Consider the following 16,384-nt stretch of genomic DNA (forward strand, 5'->3'; position numbering starts at 1 on the left):
GCGTATTGATGACAACGTGCCGCCTGTGCGGGTCCACGAGTCTTGCCAGTGTGGTCGACCTCGGGGCGACGCCGCCCTGTGAGTTGTTCCTCACCGCCGAGCAGGTCGACGAGCCGGAGACGACCTACCCGCTGCACCTGAGAGTGTGCACCGGGTGCTGGCTGGCACAGATCCCGCCGCTGATCACTCCCGAGGACACCTTCACCGAGTACGCCTACTTCTCCTCCTACTCGACCTCGTGGGTCGAGCACGCCAGGCGGTTCGTCGACGGGGCGGCCGACCGGCTCGGGCTCGACGAGAACTCGTTCGTGGTCGAGGTGGCCAGCAACGACGGCTACCTCCTCAAGCACGTCGTCGACCGGGGCGTCCGCTGTCTGGGCGTCGAGCCCTCGAAGAACGTCGGCCAGGCCGCCAGGGACAGGGGCGTGCCGACGCTGACCGCCTTCCTCGGCCCGGAGACCGGCGCCGAGGTGCGGGCCGAGCACGGTCCCGCCGACCTCGTGGTCGCCAACAACGTCTACGCCCACATCCCCGACGTCATCGGGTTCACCCAGGGGCTGCGCGCGCTCGTGGCCGACGACGGCTGGGTCTCCATCGAGGTGCAGCATCTGCTGACGCTGATGGAGCTCAACCAGTACGACACGATCTACCACGAGCACTTCCAGTACTACACGGTCGCCTCGGCGCAGCGCGCCCTCGCCTCCGGCGGTCTGGCGCTGGTCGACGTCGAACTGCTGCCCACGCACGGCGGCTCGATCCGGCTGTGGGCGCGTCCCCAGGAGGTCGCGGGCGAACCCACCTCCCGGGTGGTCGAGGTGCTCGCGGCGGAGAAGGCGGCCGGGCTGCACGAGCTGTCCGGATACGCGGAGTTCGCCGCCCGGGTCGCCCGGGTACGGCGGGACCTGCTGAGGTTCCTGGTCGAAGCCGCGGAGCAGGGCAAGACCGTGGTCGGCTACGGCGCCCCCGGCAAGGGCAACACGCTGCTCAACCACTGCGGGATCCGGCCCGACCTGCTGCGTTACACCGTGGACCGCAATCCGTACAAGCACGGCAGGTTCACCCCCGGCACGCGGATCCCGATCGTGGCGCCCGAGCGGATCGCCGAGGACCGGCCCGACTACGTGCTGGTGCTGCCCTGGAACCTGCGCGAGGAGCTCTCCGCGCAGCTGGCCTACGTCCACGAGTGGGGCGGGCGGCTGGTCTTCCCCATCCCGAACCTGGAGATAGTCGAGGTGAACCCGTGAAGGTCGTCCTCTTCTGCGGCGGGTACGGCACGCGGATGCGCAGCGGCACCCCCGGTGACGTGCCCAAGCCGATGCAGCTCGTCGGTCCCCGGCCGCTGATCTGGCATGTGATGCGCTACTACGCCCACTTCGGGCACACCGAGTTCATCCTGTGCCTCGGGTACGGCGCGCACCACATCAAGGACTTCTTCCTCAACTACCAGGAGACGACCTCCAACGACTTCGTCCTGCGCGGGGGAGAGGTGGAACTGCTGTCCACCGACATCTCCGACTGGTCGATCTCGTTCGTGCAGACCGGGATCGACTCGCCGATCGGCGAACGGCTGCGCCGGGTCCGCGACCACCTCGACGGAGACGAGATCTTCCTGGCAAACTACGCGGACGTGCTCACCGACGCGCCGCTGCCGGAGATCATCGACCGCTTCGCCGCCTCGGACGCCGGAGCCTCGATGATGGTCGTCCCGCCCGCGGAGACCTTCCACTGCATCGAACTCGGCGAGGACGGCATGGTCGGCGGGATCACCCCGGTCAGCGACATGCCCCTGTGGATCAACGGCGGCTACTTCGTGCTCCGCCAGGAGGTCTTCGACCACATCCCGCCGGGCGGTGACCTCGTCGCCGACGGCTGCGGACAGCTCGCCAAGCGCGGCAGGCTGCTGGCCTACCCGCACCGGGGCTACTGGAAGCCGACCGACACGGTCAAGGAGCGCATCGCGCTCGACGAGGCCTACTCCAGGGGCGACCGGCCGTGGGCGCTGTGGGAACGCGAACCGGAGGTGCGGTCCAGATGATCGGATTCCGGCCCGCGGCGGTCGGCGGCGTCGTCCTGCTCGCCGCCCACTGCGACGACCTCGCCATCGGGGCGGGCGGCAGCCTGCTGACCCTCTGCTCCGCGCGTCCCGGCCTCAGGGTCGACGCCCTGGTGCTCTCCGGCGGCGGCACCGAGCGCGAGGAGGAGGAGCACGCGGCGCTGACCGCCTTCTGCCCCGGGGCGGACCTGCGGCTGACCGTGCTCAAGATGCCCGACGGGCGGCTGCCGGCCAACTGGGAGGAGGCCAAGGCCGCGGTGGAGGACCTGCGTTCCAGGACCGATCCCGACCTGGTCCTCGCCCCCAACCCGGCCGACGCCCACCAGGACCACCGGGGCCTGGCCAAGCTGGTGCCGACCGCCTTCCGCGGTCACCAGGCACTCGGCTACGAGATCGTCAAATGGGACGGCGACCTCGGGCGGCCCTCGGTCTACCAGCCGCTGACGCCCGAGGTGGCCGAGGCCAAGGTGACCCTGCTCCAACAGCACTACCCCTCACAACGGCAACGCCCCTGGTACGACCGTGAGGCCTTCCTGGGGCTGGCCCGCATCCGCGGCATCGAGTGCCAATCGCGCTACGCGGAGGCGTTCTACACAAGCAAGATGACTCTCGACCTGGCTGGAGGATGAACCGGATGCGCGTGCTGCTGACCGGGCACCAGGGCTACCTGGGAACTGTGATGGCCCCGGCACTCACCGAGGCGGGCCACGAGGTGATCGGCCTGGACTCGGGGCTGTTCGCCGACTGCCTGCTGGGGCCCGCTCCGGCCGACCCCGCCGGGCACCGGGTCGACCTGCGTGACGTCACCGCCGAGCACGTGGCCGGGATCGACGCGGTCGTGCACCTGGCCGCGCTGTCCAACGACCCGCTCGGGTCGCTGGCGCCCGAGCTGACCTACGACATCAACCACCACGCCTCGGTGCGTCTGGCCAGGCTGGCCAGGGACGCCGGGGTGCGGCGGTTCCTGTACGCCTCGACCTGCTCCGTCTACGGCGCCTCCGGCGGCGACGAGCTGGTCGGGGAGGAGGCGCCGCTGCGTCCGGTGACGCCGTACGCCGAGTCCAAGGTCCGGGTCGAGGACGACCTGACCGCGCTGGCCGACGACGACTTCACCCCCGTCTTCATGCGCAACGCCACCGCCTTCGGGTTCTCGCCCAGGCTGCGCGCCGACATCGTGCTGAACAACCTGGTCGGCCACGCCCTGCTGTCCAACGAGGTGCGGGTGCTGTCCGACGGCACCCCCTGGCGCCCGCTGGTCCACGCCAAGGACATCGCCGAGGCGTTCGTGCTCGCGCTGACCGCCCCGCGGGAGGCCGTACACGCCAGGGCGTTCAACGTGGGCACCGAGCAGAACAACGTGACCGTCGCGGACATCGCGGCCGAGGTCGTGGAGGCGGTTCCCGGCTCCAAGCTCGTCATCACCGGTGAGGCGGGCGCCGACCCGCGCTCCTACCGGGTCGACTTCTCCCGCATCCGTGCGGCGCTGCCCGGCTACGAGGCGAGCTGGAGCGTCAAGGCGGGCGCGGCCGAACTGGTCGACGCCTACCGGAGGTTCGGGATGACCGAGGACCTGTTCAAGAACAGCTTCACCCGGCTCGCCAAGCTGGCCGCCAGGAGCGCCGACGGCACCGTGGACGAGACGATGAGACCGCGTGAGGCGGGCGTCGGTGACAACTGACGCCCCCCAGACGGCAGCAGGGGAGAGCCGCGAGACCGAGGGCCGCGAGATGCACGCCCTGGTCGAGCGGCTCTACCCGCTCTGCAGGAGCATCACCGGCGACGGGCTGCGCCGTACGCTGGAGATCGTCTCCGGGGAGATCCCGCTGGAGGTCAGCGAGGTGCCGACCGGCACCGAGGTCCTCGACTGGACCGTGCCCAGAGAGTGGAACATCCGCGACGCCTACGTCAAGGACCCCTCGGGCGAGCGGGTGATCGACTTCGCCGCGTCGAACCTGCACGTGGTCGGCTACAGTGTGCCGGTCTCGGCGACCATGACCCTCGACGAGCTGCGCGGGCACCTGCACACCCTGCCCGAGCAGCCGGACCTGGTTCCGTACCGCACCAGCTACTACGCCGAGACCTGGGGTTTCTGCCTCAGGGAGAACACCCTGGCGGCGATGGGGCCGGGGCCGTACGAGGTGGTGATCGACTCGACGCTCGCCGACGGTCACCTCACCTACGGCGAGCACGTCGTGCCGGGGCGCAGCACCGACGAGGTACTCATCTCCTGCCACGTCTGCCACCCCTCCCTGGCCAACGACAACCTCGCGGGCGTCGCGGTCGCCACCCGCCTCGCCCGGCGGCTCGCGAAGAGCGACCCGCACTACACCTACCGGTTCGTGTTCGCGCCGGGCACCATCGGCGCCATCACCTGGCTGGCGCGCAACAGGGAGCGCGCCGGGCGCGTCAAGCACGGCCTGGTGCTGGCCTGCGCGGGCGACAGCGGATCGCTGACCTACAAGCGCAGCAGGCGGGCCGACGCCGAGATCGACAGGGCGGTCCGGCACGTTCTGCGCTCCTCGGGGCGTGAGCACACGGTCCTGGACTTCTCCCCGTACGGCTACGACGAGCGGCAGTACTGCTCGCCCGGATTCAACCTGCCCGTCGGCTCCCTCACCAGGACGCCGTACGCCGGATACCCGGAGTACCACACCTCGGGCGACAACCCGGATTTCGTCTCGCCCGAGGCGATGGCCGACACGCTGGAGACCTGCTGGGAGGTGACGCGGGTGCTCGAAGGCAACCGCCGTTACCTCAACCTCAGCCCGTACGGCGAGCCGCAGCTCGGCCGGCGGGGACTGTACGGCTCGCTGGGGGGCCGTAGCGACACCAAGCAGGCCCAGATGGCGATGTTGTGGGTGCTGAACCTCTCCGACGGAGAGCACACCCTGCTCGACATCGCCGAAAAGTCAGACCTGCCCTTCGCCGTCGTGGCGGAAGCGGCACAGGCCCTGCGTGGTGCAGGACTCCTCAAGGAGTAGTGGAGATGACGCGGTTGCAGGCCGTCACGGAGCCCGGGGTGCTCAACCTCCGGGTGGGGGAGACGGTTGAGGTCCTGAGCGAGGCCGAGATCATGGCCACTCTGGACGAGAGGGGAGAGCTCGACGAGCTGCCCTTCATGCCGGAGATGCTGGCTTTCTGCGGGAAGCGGCTCACCGTGCACAAGGTCGCCTACAAACTGTGCGACACCATCAGCCGCAGCGGCATGCGCAGGATGGAGCGTGCCGTACACCTCACCGGGGCGCGCTGCGACGGGTCGGCGCACGGCGGATGCCAGACGGCCTGCCTGATGTACTGGAAGGAGTCCTGGCTCAAGCGGGTCGATCCCGGTTCCCCGGAGCCGGAACCGGCCAAGGAGGCCGAGGGGTCAGGGGGTCTGGCGAAGGGCCGCGCGCTGCTGCCCATCCTGGAGGTGGCGTCCAGGAAGGAGCCGGGGGAGGACGGGCAGGAGCGTTACTCCTGCCAGGCGACCGAGCTGCTGCGCGCCGCGCCGACCTGCCTGCCGCTGAAGGAGTTCGGGCAGTACGTCACGGACGTGAAGACGGGCAACGCGAGTGTGTTCTTCACGCTCCGCGCGCTCCTGGTCGGCCTGTTCAACCGCTACCAGGAGCGCAGCCGGCGGTTCCTGCCGTCGTGGCTGCAGATCAGGGGCGGCCTGAAATGGGGCTTCGTCAAGGGACGGCTCACCGGGGCGACGCCGAGCATGACGCTCGACCTCCAGCCGGGAGAGCTCGTCCGGATCAAGCCCAAGGAGGAGATCCTCAAGACCCTCAACCAGGACCTGCTCAACCGGGGGATGGGGTTCGAGGAGGAGATGTCGCGGTACTGCGGGAAGACCGCGCGGGTCCTCACCCGGGTCGACCGGTGCATCGACGAGAAGACCGGTCGCATGCTCACGATGAAGAGCCCCTGCATCATCCTTGAGGACATCGTCTGCGCGGGCGCGTACAGCGTGAGCTGCCCCCGGCAGTTCCTCCCGTTCTGGCGGGAGATTTGGCTTGAGCGGGTCCACGAGCCCGCCTGATCGGACCGGGACGCTGCGGCGACGGCGGTTCGGCGGCGAACGGTGAAAGGTAAGAGATGGAACACACGCGGGACTCCGGGCCGGTCGTGACGAAGGCGGAGTCCGGGGCCCCCGATCCGGAGGGCGGGCCGGACACGCCCGCCTCCCAGCTCGGGGAGATCGGCCGCCAGGCGGGCCGGGGGCTGCGGTGGAGCGTGCTGGGCAACATGGTGATGAAGGCGGGCTCCTTCGCCATGAGCCTGGTCATGGCCCGGCTGCTCGTGCCGGCGGAGTTCGGCATCTTCGCCATCGCCCTGGCCGCCAGCCAGTTCGTCATCTACATCAACGACGCGGGCATCATCGCGGCCACCGTGCAGTGGCGGGGCAAGCTTGAGGAGATGGCGCCGACGGCGACGGTCGTCGCGATCACGTCGAGCACCCTCCTGTACGCGTTCTTCTGGGTCTTCGCCCCCTACTTCGCTGAGATGTCCGGCAGCGAGAGCGCGACCGGGGTGATCCGGGTCCTCACGGCGGTCAACCTGGTCTACGGCCTGACCGCCGTGCGCAGCGCGGCACTGCTGCGCAGGTTCGAGCAGGACAAGCTCACCAAGGCCAACCTGGTCGGCTTCCTGGTGACCGCGCCGGTCACCATCACCCTCGCCGCCAACGGCGCCGGGGCCTACAGCTTCGCCTGGGGTCAGCTCCTGGGCGCCGTCGCCACCGGGGTGCTGGTCGTCCTGTACGCCAGGGTCAAGGTCGGTTTCGGCCTCGACCGCGCCATGGCCAAGAAGCTGCTGGTCTTCGGGCTGCCGCTGTGCGTCACCCTCGGCATCGAGGGCCTGCTGCTCAACGTCGACTCCGTCATCGTCGGCGACGCCCTCGGCGCCGAGCAGCTCGGCTTCTACCTGCTGGCCTTCAACATCTCCAGCTGGGTCCCCGGGCTCGTCGGCACCGCGGTGCGCTACGTCGCGCTGCCCAGCTTCTCCAGGCTCGCCGAGCAGGGCGGTGACTCGGTCTCCGAGGGGGTGCAGCGGGCCATACCGCTGCTGCTGTCCATCGTGCTGCCGTTCGGTGTCCTGCTGGGCGTGCTCGCGCCCGCGGTGATCGGCTTCCTGTACATCCCGCGCTGGGAACCGGCCGCCGAGGTGCTGAGCTTCCTGTCGGTCCTCATGGTCGTGCGGATGATGACGGCGCTGGTGGTGGACATCCTGGCCGCCATGGGCGCGACCAAGGCCACCATGTGGCTCAACCTCGGCTGGGCGGTCGCACTGATTCCCAGCCTGATCCTGGGCGCCCAGATGGGCGGCATCCGCGGCGCGGCGATCGCCCACGCGGTGGTCGCGCTGGTGGTCGCCGTACCGCTTTCCGTGCTGACGATGCGCCGCGCGGGTGTCGTCCTGGGCCCGGTCGTCTCCGCCCTGGGGCGCCCGGTGCTCGGCGGGGTGCTCTGCGCCGCCGTCACGGTGACGCTCGTCACCGTCATCAGCGACGGCATCCCCTTCGTCCACCTGGCCGTGGCCGGCGGCGCGGGGCTGCTCGTCTACGTCCTGGTCGTCGTACCGCAGGCGGTACTCAAGCAACTGGGCAGCCGGGTGACCGGGCTGATCCCGGCACGTTCACGTTGACCCGAGAAGGAAATCGGATGGTTGATTCCGACACACTGGTGTCCATCGGACTTCCGGTGCGCAACGGCGCCGATCGGCTGGAAGGCGTGATCCGGTCGGTGCTGGCGCAGGACCACCTGAACATCGAACTGCTGATCTGCGACAACGCCTCGACGGACGGCACCGAGGAGCTCTGCAGGGAACTGGCCCGCTCGGACGAGCGGATCGTCTACCGGCGGCACCCGGAGAACATCGGGCTGCTCAACAACTTCATGTACGCGGGCAGGAACGCGCGGGGGACGTTCTTCCGGTGGATCGGCGACGACGACCGGCTGGAGTCCCACTACGTCTCCACCACGCTCAGGGCGTTCGCGGCGGACGAGCGGCTCATCCTCGTCACCACGCAGATGTCCTACACCGACCCGGAGGGCACGACCAGCACCGGCGCCTACGAGGGCAGCGGGCTGCTCTCCGACGACCCGGTCGACCGGTTCGCCGAGATGCTGCGCCTGCTCAACGAGAGCCACCTGCTGATCGACCCGCTGTACGGCCTCATGCGCCGCGAGCCCGTGATGTCCATCCCCCGGCGGAACATGCTCCGCGAGGACGAGGTGTTCGCCACCAAGCTCGCGCTGGCCGGGCCGTGGGGCCACGTGCACGAGGTGCTCGCCCACCGGCACTGGAAGCACGAGAGCATGAACGTGATCAGCGGCCGTCTCGGCGTCCCCGGCTGGCAGGTGCACTTCTCGACGACCCTGCAGTACATGGAGATCCTCCACTGGCTGCGTGAGGCCGACCTCGGGCTGACCGAGGAACAGCGGCGCCGCGCGCGTGCCGCCGCCCGCCAGATGTACACCCGCCGCCAGCGGCGGGTGGTGTCCCGGCGCAGCCGCAAGCTCGTACGGCTGGCCACCGGGGCGCTCAGGCCCGGGAACTGACCACCGTGAGACCCCAACCCCAGCCAACCCCCGTAAGCCCCTAACGTCGCGGACAAGGAGCACAGGATGACCACCGTCTTTTCCAACAGCGTGGTGGACGACGACACCCGGCGCGGCTTGCTCTACGAGGGGAAGGTGTTCGTCTACTCCTCGACGCCCGCCTCCAGGGACCTCATCGCCTTCGCCCAGGAACTGATCGCCGACGCCTTCGGCGACCGTGACCCGGAGACCGCCCAGTACGACATGCAGGTCGAGGAGTTCGCGGCGCTGCTGGCCGACCTCAAGCCCCGGTTCATCCACCACCCGGAGTGCAAGAAGCTCCTGCCGGCCGTGCTGGAGGAGCTGGGCTGCCGGCTCGACCGGACCTACTTCGACGTCCCCAGGATGCGTACCTCGACCTCGAACGACTACCTCACCTCCGGCATCTCCTACGCCTTCCACCCGCACCGGGACTGCTGGTACTCGGCGCCGTTCAACCAGGTCAACTGGTGGATCCCGATCTACCCGGTGGTGCCGGAGAACGTGATGGCCTTCCACCCGGCCTACTTCGACGCCCCCGTGCGCAACGGCAGCGCCCGCTACGACTACGCCGAGTGGAACCGCAGCAGCAGGCTCTCCGCGGCCCAGCACGTGCGCAGCGACACCAGGGAACAGCCGAAGCCGGAGGAACCGATCGAGCTCGACCCGCAGGTGCGGGTCGTGCCCGAGCCGGGCGGGGTGATGCTGTTCTCCGGCGCCCAGCTGCACTCCACGGTCCCGAACACCTCCGGCAGGACCCGCTTCAGCATCGACTTCCGTACCGTGAACATCGACGACGTCCGGGCGCGCAGGGGCGCGGTGAACGTGGACGCCGCCTGCACCGGGACCACCCTGCGCGACTTCGTGCGCTGTGCCGACCTCGACCCGATGCCCGAGGAACTGGCGCTGGCGTACGAGGCCGAGGCTCTCGCCCGGGTGAGCTGAGGACCGCGCCGACCGTACGCCCCCGCCGTCAGGGCGCGGGGCGTACCTCCGCGCGCGTCCGCGACATCCTGGCCCGCATCGCCGTACGGAGCGCGGGCCAGCTCCGGTGACGCTGGAACGGCAGCTCGAAGACCGCCGCGAACAGCCAGGCCGTGACCAGCGACAGCGGTACGACCAGCGCCGTGCCCACCAGGAAGGCGGGCAGCCCCGTGGGCACGTTCGGGGCGACGACCAGCAGGAAGACCGTCACGACGATGGGCGCGTGGATCAGGTAGAGCGTGTAGGAGAAGGAGCCGAGGCTCCGGATCGGCCGCAGGTCGAGCAGCCTGATCAGGAGTTTCGCCCGGCCGGTGGCGATCGCGGCCAGTGTCAGGCCGACGGCCGGGCCGAGCGCGATGTCCATCCAGAAGAAGTTCCCGACCGTCCACACCGAGCCGCGCGCGAGGATCACCGCGAGCACCGGCAGCGCGGCCGCCAGGGCCAGCCACTGCCAGGGCAGCCGCCGTACCCGCTCGCCCGCGGCCAGGACGCCCGCGGCCACGACGCCGATCGCGAACAGCACCGCGAACTGGGGGGTCAGCCGCAGCAGCATGCTCACCACGTGCACGCTCGGCGCCAGCAGCCCGATCACCGCGACGACGGCGGTGACGGCGGCGAGCATCACGACCGCGCCCGCCCTGCGCAGCAGGATCAGCATCACCGGGAAGAGCAGGTAGAGCTGGGCCTCGACGGCGATGGACCAGAAGGCCCCGTTGGGGCTCGGCGCGCCGAAAACGTCCTGCAGCAGGAGACCGTAAACAAGGACGGACTTGGCGGTCGGCGCTCCTTCACCCGGCTGGGCGGCCAGTGTCCAGGCGATCACCAGACTGAAGACCAGGGCCGCCCAGTAAGGCGGCAGAATGCGCCAGGCACGTCGCCGGGCGAATCTCCGCAGGCTGCCCAGCCGCCATCCGGACCGGGCGGGGGAGACCGCGAGAGAGAAACCGGACAGTACAATGAACACCACTACGGCAAAGTGTCCGTAAAGGAGAAAACCAAGCCAAACCGGCCCGGCGCTTGCCGGGAATCCCGGGAAGGCCATCAGCCAGCAGTGGTGGAGCATGACGAACAGGGCGGCCACGCCTCGGATACCGTCCAGTCCCGCGAGCCTGCCGCGACCCGCGAGCGTCTCGGCGGGAGTCTCTGGCCGGCTTTCCTGGGCGTCCTGGTGGGACGACCCCATCCGATCAACTCCCGTCTCGGGCCCTCACGGGCTCCTGATTTCTACCCTATCTTGGCCTATCAACGGGTCTATCGCTGTATGGTCCCCAGACGTAACATCCCCAGAGGGCGCCGAAGGCTCGGCCTCCTTTCGATCATGTAACAGGAAGAGCGCACTCGGCGATGGGTAACTGTGTTGTCTCGGGGGTTCGCTGTGCCCCGGTGTGAATGAGGGGCGGAGGCATATGGACTTCTGGAAGACCATTTTCGGTCTCGCCAGACGTAAGGCCATCGGCCCGCCCCTGGCGGTCCTGTCCATCATCTCCGCGAGCCTGGTTTTCTTCCTGCTGCCGACCTATTACGTGTCCACGGCGTCGATGGTCCTGACGACCCCGGCCACCGGTGGAACGCTCTCAGCCGACCCGACCAAGCCGTTGGGCCTGACCAACCCGCTCCTGCAGTTCAGTGACGGCCTGCGCGTCACCTCGGGCATTCTCATCCTGTCCATGAACACCCCCGAGGTCGCGGCCGAACTCGGCGTCGTCCCGAACGGCCCCACCCAGATCGTGATCAACGACGGGCGGACCAACCCCGACCTGCTGGGCATCAGCACCAACGGCCCGTTCGTCTACGTCGAGGTGCAGAGCAGGTCGGCCGCCGCGGCCCAGGACGTCGTGCTGCGCGCCAAGCAGCGCATCCGCAAGGAACTCGCCGACCGTCAGCAGGCGCTCAAGGCCCCGCGTTCGACCTTCATCACGGTCGTCGACGTCGTGCCCTCCTCCGTCCCGACGGCGAAGATCTCCGGCAAGCTCACCGCCGCGGGCGCGACGATGTTCCTCGTGCTCCTCGGCGGCCTGAGCATCGTGTACGGCGTGACCCAGATCAGGGGAGGCCGCAGGCGTCCTCCGCAGGACTCCGCGGGTGCCGCGCGCGACGAGCGCGAGGCCCAGGAGGAGCAGGCCTGGGAGGCCGCGGGAGCGGGCCGTGAGAGCAGGACCCCGGTCGCCGAACCGCCCGTGATGGTGCCGCACGCACCCGTCGTCTCCGACTCCGCTGAAGGACCGTTCCAAGACGAGTCCGCAGGTCTGGTGGTCGTGGTCGACGACGAGGACCAGCACGACCAGGCCTCGGACACGGTTGTCTTCACCCGGGTCGGCTGGCGGGACGAGCGGAAATGACATCTCCGGAAGCCCGGGGCCATGGGGCCCCGCCGTACGGCAGGCCGGGACAGTAACGGCCCGCCGGTGCGGGCGATGACATTGACGGATCACGGTCACGGCGGCCGCGATCCGGTTCGGGGAGGCGCGCGTGGACTTCTGGGGAACAGTCCTTGTTCTGTTCCGGCGCTGGTACGTGGTCCTGCCGACCTTCGTCCTCTCGCTGGTCGCGGCGGCGGGGATCTACTCGACCGTTCCCACGACCTACACCTCCTCAGCCGTCCTCATCCTGACCACGCCGACCACCGGCGGCAGCCTGCCGACCAACCCCCGCATGCCCAACGGCCTGACCAACCCGATGCTGAACTTCGACCGGGGACTGAGCATCTCGGCCTCCATCCTCATCGCCGCGATGGGCACCCCCGACATGGCGACCCAGCTGGGCGCGGTCGAGGGCGGCGACACGGCCTTCAAGGTCAACAACGGCAGCAGCAACATCGAGTCGCTGGCCACCGGGCCGTACGTGTTCATCGAAGGGGAGAGCTCGACGCCGCAGGCCGCCAAGGACATCGTGGTCAGGGTCATCGCCAAGACGAAGCTTGAGCTGATCAACCGCCAGGAGGCGGTGAAGGCGCCGAAGGCGACCTACATCAGCGCCTACGAGGCGGTGCCGCCGACCGAGCCGCTGGCCCAGCGCGGACGCAAGATGCGCGCCGTCGCCGCGGCGGCGGGCGTCGGGGTGATCGCGAGCCTGTTCATGGCGTTCACCGTCGAGAGCTTCGTCACCAACCGCAGGCGGCGCCGTGAGGAGGCGGAGGCGAAGGCCGGAGGAGACCCGGGCACCCCGCCGGGGACCTCCAGGAAGGCGACGCCTCCCGCGGAGCCGGTGACGGGCCGGCTCAACGGCCGTCTGCCCGCGGGCTCCCCGGTCACGAGGCCGTGACCCGTGGCGTCCTCCCCGACCTCCACCAGAGGCTCCACCGCAAGCGCGCGAGCCGTCTCCCGTGACCTCGCCCCGCCGCTGCCCAGGCACGCCGACGGCGCGACCCTCGTCAGCTTCTTCGTCGTCTCCCTGACGATCATCCCGGCCCGCCTGGTGTTCCGCGGCATCCCGCTCTCGCTCACCCCGGCCAACTTCATGGCCCTGCTGGCCGTCTTCTGCTGGATGTTCGCGCACTTCACCACCACGCTGGGGATGGCCAAGGGACGAACCCCCGTGCGCACCGCGCTGTTCGTCTTCCTGACCGCGATGATCGCCACGTTCGGCTACTCCACGTACGGCTACCTGCCCTCCGACGAGCTCAACCTCGCCGACCACGCGCTGATCCTGCTGGTGGCCAACGCCGGGATCGGGCTGATGGTGTGCGACGGGGTCCGGGGCGCCGACCGCCTGGACTTCGTGCTGAAGACCGTCGTGGTGACCGGCGCCGCCGTCGCGCTGGTCGGCGCCCTGCAGTTCCTGATCGAGTTCGACCTCACCCGCTATCTCGCGCTGCCCGGCCTGCGGTACACCTCGGAGGACGCCTCCATCATCGCCAGGTCCGAGTTCCGCCGGGTGGCCGCGACCACCGGCCACCCCATCGAGTTCGGCGTCATCTGCGCGATGGTGCTGCCGCTGGCCGCTCACTACGGCTTCAAGGCCCGTCAGCTCGCCCAGCCCGCCCTGCGCTGGTGGGCGTGCGCGGGCCTGATCGCGCTCGGCCTGATGTTCTCGGTCTCCCGTTCGGCGGTGCTGAGCCTGGCGGGCGTCGCCTTCGTGCTGTTCCTCGGCTGGCCCGCCAGGCGGCGTGTCCAGGCGGTGCTGGTCGCGCTGGTGTTCCTGGTCGGCATGCGGATCGCGGTCCCTGGCCTCATCAACACCTTCTACAACCTGTTCGCCAACGCGGGCAGCGACGACAGCATCCAGTACCGCACGCACGACTACGACGTGGCCGCCTACGAACTGGCCAAGCACCTGTGGCTGGGCCGGGGGATGGGCACCTGGTACGCCCCCAAGCACCAGGTCTTCGACAACCAGTACCTGTTGTCCGCGGTCGAGACGGGACTGCTCGGCATCGGGGCGGTCGTGGCGATGTTCGTGTGCGGCATCTACTCGGCGCTCAGGGCCCGCCACCTCAGCACCGACCCCGCGGTCAGGGACCTCGCGCTGACCCTGGCCTCCTGCCTGGTGGTCCCGCTGATCGGGGCCGCGACCTTCGACCTGATGTCCTTCGCCACGGTGACCGGCCTGTCCTTCGTGCTGATCGGCGCGACGGGCGCGTTGCTGCGCGCCACGGTGAGCACCGCCGTACCACGGCCCCGCACGCACCGCCTCACCTGGCGGGAGGCCGCGCAGCTGGGGATGCGGCGCCTGTTCGGCCGGTCGGGGCGCTCGGCGGCGCAGGGCTGAGCCCCGGGAGAGGGCGCCCGGAGGTCTGACACGACGACGGGGCGGACGCGTGCGCGCCCGCCCCGTTCTCACGCCGGATGAAGGAGTGTCAGCCCTCGCACTGCAGCGGTCTGACGATGGAGGTGACGTTGTAGTTCCTGTCGATCGTCACGACCGAGTTGTCCTTCCACCTGATCCTGTCGCAGTCGGCCTCGACCGGGCCGTACTGCCAGCTGTCGTCGACGATCTGGTTGCCCTGCACGATCAGCGTGCCGCGCCCGTTCTTCAGCTGGATGCTGTAGGTGCCGCCCATGACGAGGTTGTCGGTGACCACCGCGTCGACGATCTTCGGGTCGGTCAGGAAGATCGGCGCCGTGATGTCCTTGACGCCCCGCTGGTCGATGGTGTTGTGGTCGAAGACCAGGCCCTTGCCTCCGCCGTAGGTCTGGATGCCGTCGGAGTGGTCGTCGGGGTTGGAGCACAGGTCGATGAAGGAGTCGCGGATGCTGACGCTGTCGCCCCCGACCCGGAAGCCGTCGCCGTGGTTCCTGACGAGCACCCGCTCGGCGGCGAACTTGCTCTCCCCGACGCCGGGCAGGCTCTGGCACTTGTTCTCAAGACCGACGGTCGAGTCGAAGATCTTGAAGCTGTAGGTGTTCGGGCCGTACTCGTTGATGACCCTCCCGTCGATCTGGCTGTTCCTGACCGTCACGTTGTTGGCGGTGATCACCAGGTCGCCGGGGATGCGCACGCTGTCGAGCACGGCCCCCGCCGTGGTGACCCGGTAGCTGTGCCCGTCGTTCAGGCTCTTGGTCGTCAGCCTCGTGCCGGGCGGGACACCGGTGCAGTCGGGGGTGGGGTGGCCGTCGCAGCTACGGTCGCCCGGCTCCTGGGGCCTGGTCGGCTCGGGGGAGTGCGTCGGTTCGGGGGAGTCCGTCGGTTCGGGGGAGTCCGTCGGCTTCGGGGAGCGCGTCGGTTCCGGGGTCCCGGTGGGGGACTTGGTCGGGGTCGGCTCAGCCGTCCTGGTCCTGGTCGGGGTGGGGGTGTTGCTCCGGGTGGGCGTCGAGGTGGGCTCTTCGGTGGGCTCGTCGGTGGGTTCCGAGGTCGGCCAGCGGGTCCACGTGGGCGTCGGGGTCGGCCGGTGCGTGGGCGTCCGGGTGAAGGTCACGGTCGGCGTCGGCTTGTGCGTGGGCAGGCCCGTCGGAAGGTCCGTCGGGAGATCCGTGGGCAGGCCCGTCGGCAGGTCCGTGGGACTGCTGGTCGGCCAGTGCGTCCACGTGGGGGAGGAGGACGGCCAGCGGGTGGAGGTGGGCTTCGGGGTGGTCGGCCTGCGGTGCCGCTCGTGCCAGCGGAAGACGACGTCGACCCAGTAGTTGTAGCCCTTGGGGTTGGACCGTTTGGGGAAGGCGCTGGTGCCGTACCCGAACACCCCGGCGTTGCGCGACGTCGTGCTGAGCGGGCCGGAAGTGGCCGGTCCCGTCGCCTGGGAGCCGACGTAGGTGCCGTTGGTGCTGTGGTAGGAGACGGTGTAGACCTGGCCGGCCCGCAACTGCACCGGGGAGGCGAACCGGGCCTCCTGCCAGCCTGAGGCGGTCTCCTTGGGGAAGGTGACCTGGGCGAGGCGGCGGCCCCGGGAGTCCCAGAGGCTGCCGGTGTGCCGTCCCTTCTCGCCGGAGGCCTTGTAGAAGCGGACGCCGGTCACCGAGCCGCTCTTGGCGGCGGTGAAGCGGGTGCCGAGCTCGACAGGGGAGCGGTCGGTGTGCGTGGGCGCCTTCACCGTCTCCTCCGACGACCAGAGACTGGTCTCCTGAGGCTGTTCCGGCTCCTCGGAGGCGGCGGGCCCGGCCGCCGCCGCGGGCGTGACGGTGACCTCGTCGTTGTGGGTGACGACCCAGGCGACCGGAACGGTCACCCCCACCAGGGCGACGACCAGGGCCGCCACCAGGCCGGGACGCATCCGTTTGCGAGGGGATAAGCCGTGCTGGGGTTCCCCACCCCGGCGAGGGGGGTGTGTACTGGCCATCTCTCTGACCTCCGCACCGACCTGAGGTCGGCTCGACGACATGTCTGCTTGGTCCTCGTGCAGAGGACATTGTTA

Annotated in this window: 14 protein-coding genes; 12 read left to right on the forward strand and 2 right to left on the reverse strand. The window is 69.7% G+C overall.

What is annotated here, in order from left to right; translation table 11 throughout:
- Positions 1-8: 8 nt before the first annotated feature.
- From ACFOYY_RS23610 to ACFOYY_RS23650, 9 genes are all read left to right on the forward strand, one after another.
- The gene (locus ACFOYY_RS23610) at positions 9-1,244 is read left to right on the forward strand and encodes a class I SAM-dependent methyltransferase (protein WP_352010853.1); all 1,236 of its coding nucleotides are present in this window, start codon (positions 9-11) and stop codon (positions 1,242-1,244) included.
- Entirely contained in the window at positions 1,241-2,035 is a 795-nt protein-coding gene (locus tag ACFOYY_RS23615; protein ID WP_362912586.1) for a sugar phosphate nucleotidyltransferase, read from the forward strand. Before ACFOYY_RS23610 ends, ACFOYY_RS23615 begins: the two co-directional genes overlap by 4 nt.
- The gene (locus tag ACFOYY_RS23620) at positions 2,032-2,682 is read left to right on the forward strand and encodes a PIG-L deacetylase family protein (protein ID WP_352010851.1); all 651 of its coding nucleotides are present in this window, start codon (positions 2,032-2,034) and stop codon (positions 2,680-2,682) included. The genes ACFOYY_RS23615 and ACFOYY_RS23620 overlap by 4 nt, the downstream gene beginning before the upstream one ends.
- A gap of 5 nt (positions 2,683-2,687) precedes the next feature.
- Positions 2,688-3,731 (forward strand): NAD-dependent epimerase/dehydratase family protein, encoded by a 1,044-nt coding sequence (locus ACFOYY_RS23625; protein WP_386192070.1) that lies wholly within the window; start codon positions 2,688-2,690, stop codon positions 3,729-3,731.
- Positions 3,721-5,034, forward strand: coding sequence for a DUF4910 domain-containing protein (locus ACFOYY_RS23630; RefSeq protein WP_362780758.1), 1,314 nt, complete (start codon positions 3,721-3,723; stop codon positions 5,032-5,034). Before ACFOYY_RS23625 ends, ACFOYY_RS23630 begins: the two co-directional genes overlap by 11 nt.
- Before the next feature lie 5 nt (positions 5,035-5,039).
- Positions 5,040-6,077 carry a hypothetical protein gene (locus ACFOYY_RS23635; protein WP_386192074.1) on the forward strand — a complete coding sequence of 346 codons (1,038 nt, stop codon included), beginning with the start codon at positions 5,040-5,042 and terminating at the stop codon, positions 6,075-6,077.
- 56 nt (positions 6,078-6,133) lie between these two features.
- On the forward strand, positions 6,134-7,681 hold the full coding sequence (locus ACFOYY_RS23640) for an oligosaccharide flippase family protein (protein ID WP_386192076.1): 1,548 nt from the start codon (positions 6,134-6,136) through the stop codon (positions 7,679-7,681).
- Between the two features lie 17 nt (positions 7,682-7,698).
- Positions 7,699-8,598 (forward strand): glycosyltransferase family 2 protein, encoded by a 900-nt coding sequence (locus tag ACFOYY_RS23645; protein WP_386192079.1) that lies wholly within the window; start codon positions 7,699-7,701, stop codon positions 8,596-8,598.
- Positions 8,599-8,664: 66 nt separating this feature from the next.
- Positions 8,665-9,561 carry a hypothetical protein gene (locus tag ACFOYY_RS23650; RefSeq protein ID WP_352010845.1) on the forward strand — a complete coding sequence of 299 codons (897 nt, stop codon included), beginning with the start codon at positions 8,665-8,667 and terminating at the stop codon, positions 9,559-9,561.
- Positions 9,562-9,589: 28 nt separating this feature from the next.
- Here the strand turns inward: ACFOYY_RS23650 and ACFOYY_RS23655 are convergent, their stop codons facing one another.
- Complete coding sequence (locus ACFOYY_RS23655; RefSeq protein WP_386192082.1) at positions 9,590-10,783, reverse strand: acyltransferase family protein; 1,194 nt, start codon at positions 10,781-10,783, stop codon at positions 9,590-9,592.
- Between the two features lie 223 nt (positions 10,784-11,006).
- On the opposite strand from ACFOYY_RS23655, the gene ACFOYY_RS23660 reads away from it, so the two are divergent.
- The 3 genes from ACFOYY_RS23660 (at position 11,007) to ACFOYY_RS23670 (ending at position 14,307) form a co-directional block, all read left to right on the forward strand.
- Positions 11,007-11,939, forward strand: coding sequence for a hypothetical protein (locus ACFOYY_RS23660; protein WP_362912600.1), 933 nt, complete (start codon positions 11,007-11,009; stop codon positions 11,937-11,939).
- Between the two features lie 130 nt (positions 11,940-12,069).
- Positions 12,070-12,861, forward strand: a complete 792-nt coding sequence (locus tag ACFOYY_RS23665) for a hypothetical protein (RefSeq protein ID WP_352010843.1) — start codon at positions 12,070-12,072, stop codon at positions 12,859-12,861.
- Between the two features lie 3 nt (positions 12,862-12,864).
- Positions 12,865-14,307 carry an O-antigen ligase family protein gene (locus tag ACFOYY_RS23670; protein ID WP_386192086.1) on the forward strand — a complete coding sequence of 481 codons (1,443 nt, stop codon included), beginning with the start codon at positions 12,865-12,867 and terminating at the stop codon, positions 14,305-14,307.
- Between the two features lie 88 nt (positions 14,308-14,395).
- Here ACFOYY_RS23670 and ACFOYY_RS23675 read toward each other — a convergent pair whose 3' ends face one another.
- Positions 14,396-16,243, reverse strand: coding sequence for a DUF4082 domain-containing protein (locus ACFOYY_RS23675; RefSeq protein WP_352010841.1), 1,848 nt, complete (start codon positions 16,241-16,243; stop codon positions 14,396-14,398).
- Between the last annotated feature and the right edge of the window lie 141 nt (positions 16,244-16,384).

Origin of the sequence: Streptosporangium jomthongense (assembly GCF_042650425.1) — a bacterium.
In the GTDB taxonomy this organism is placed as follows: Bacteria; Actinomycetota; Actinomycetes; order Streptosporangiales; family Streptosporangiaceae; genus Streptosporangium.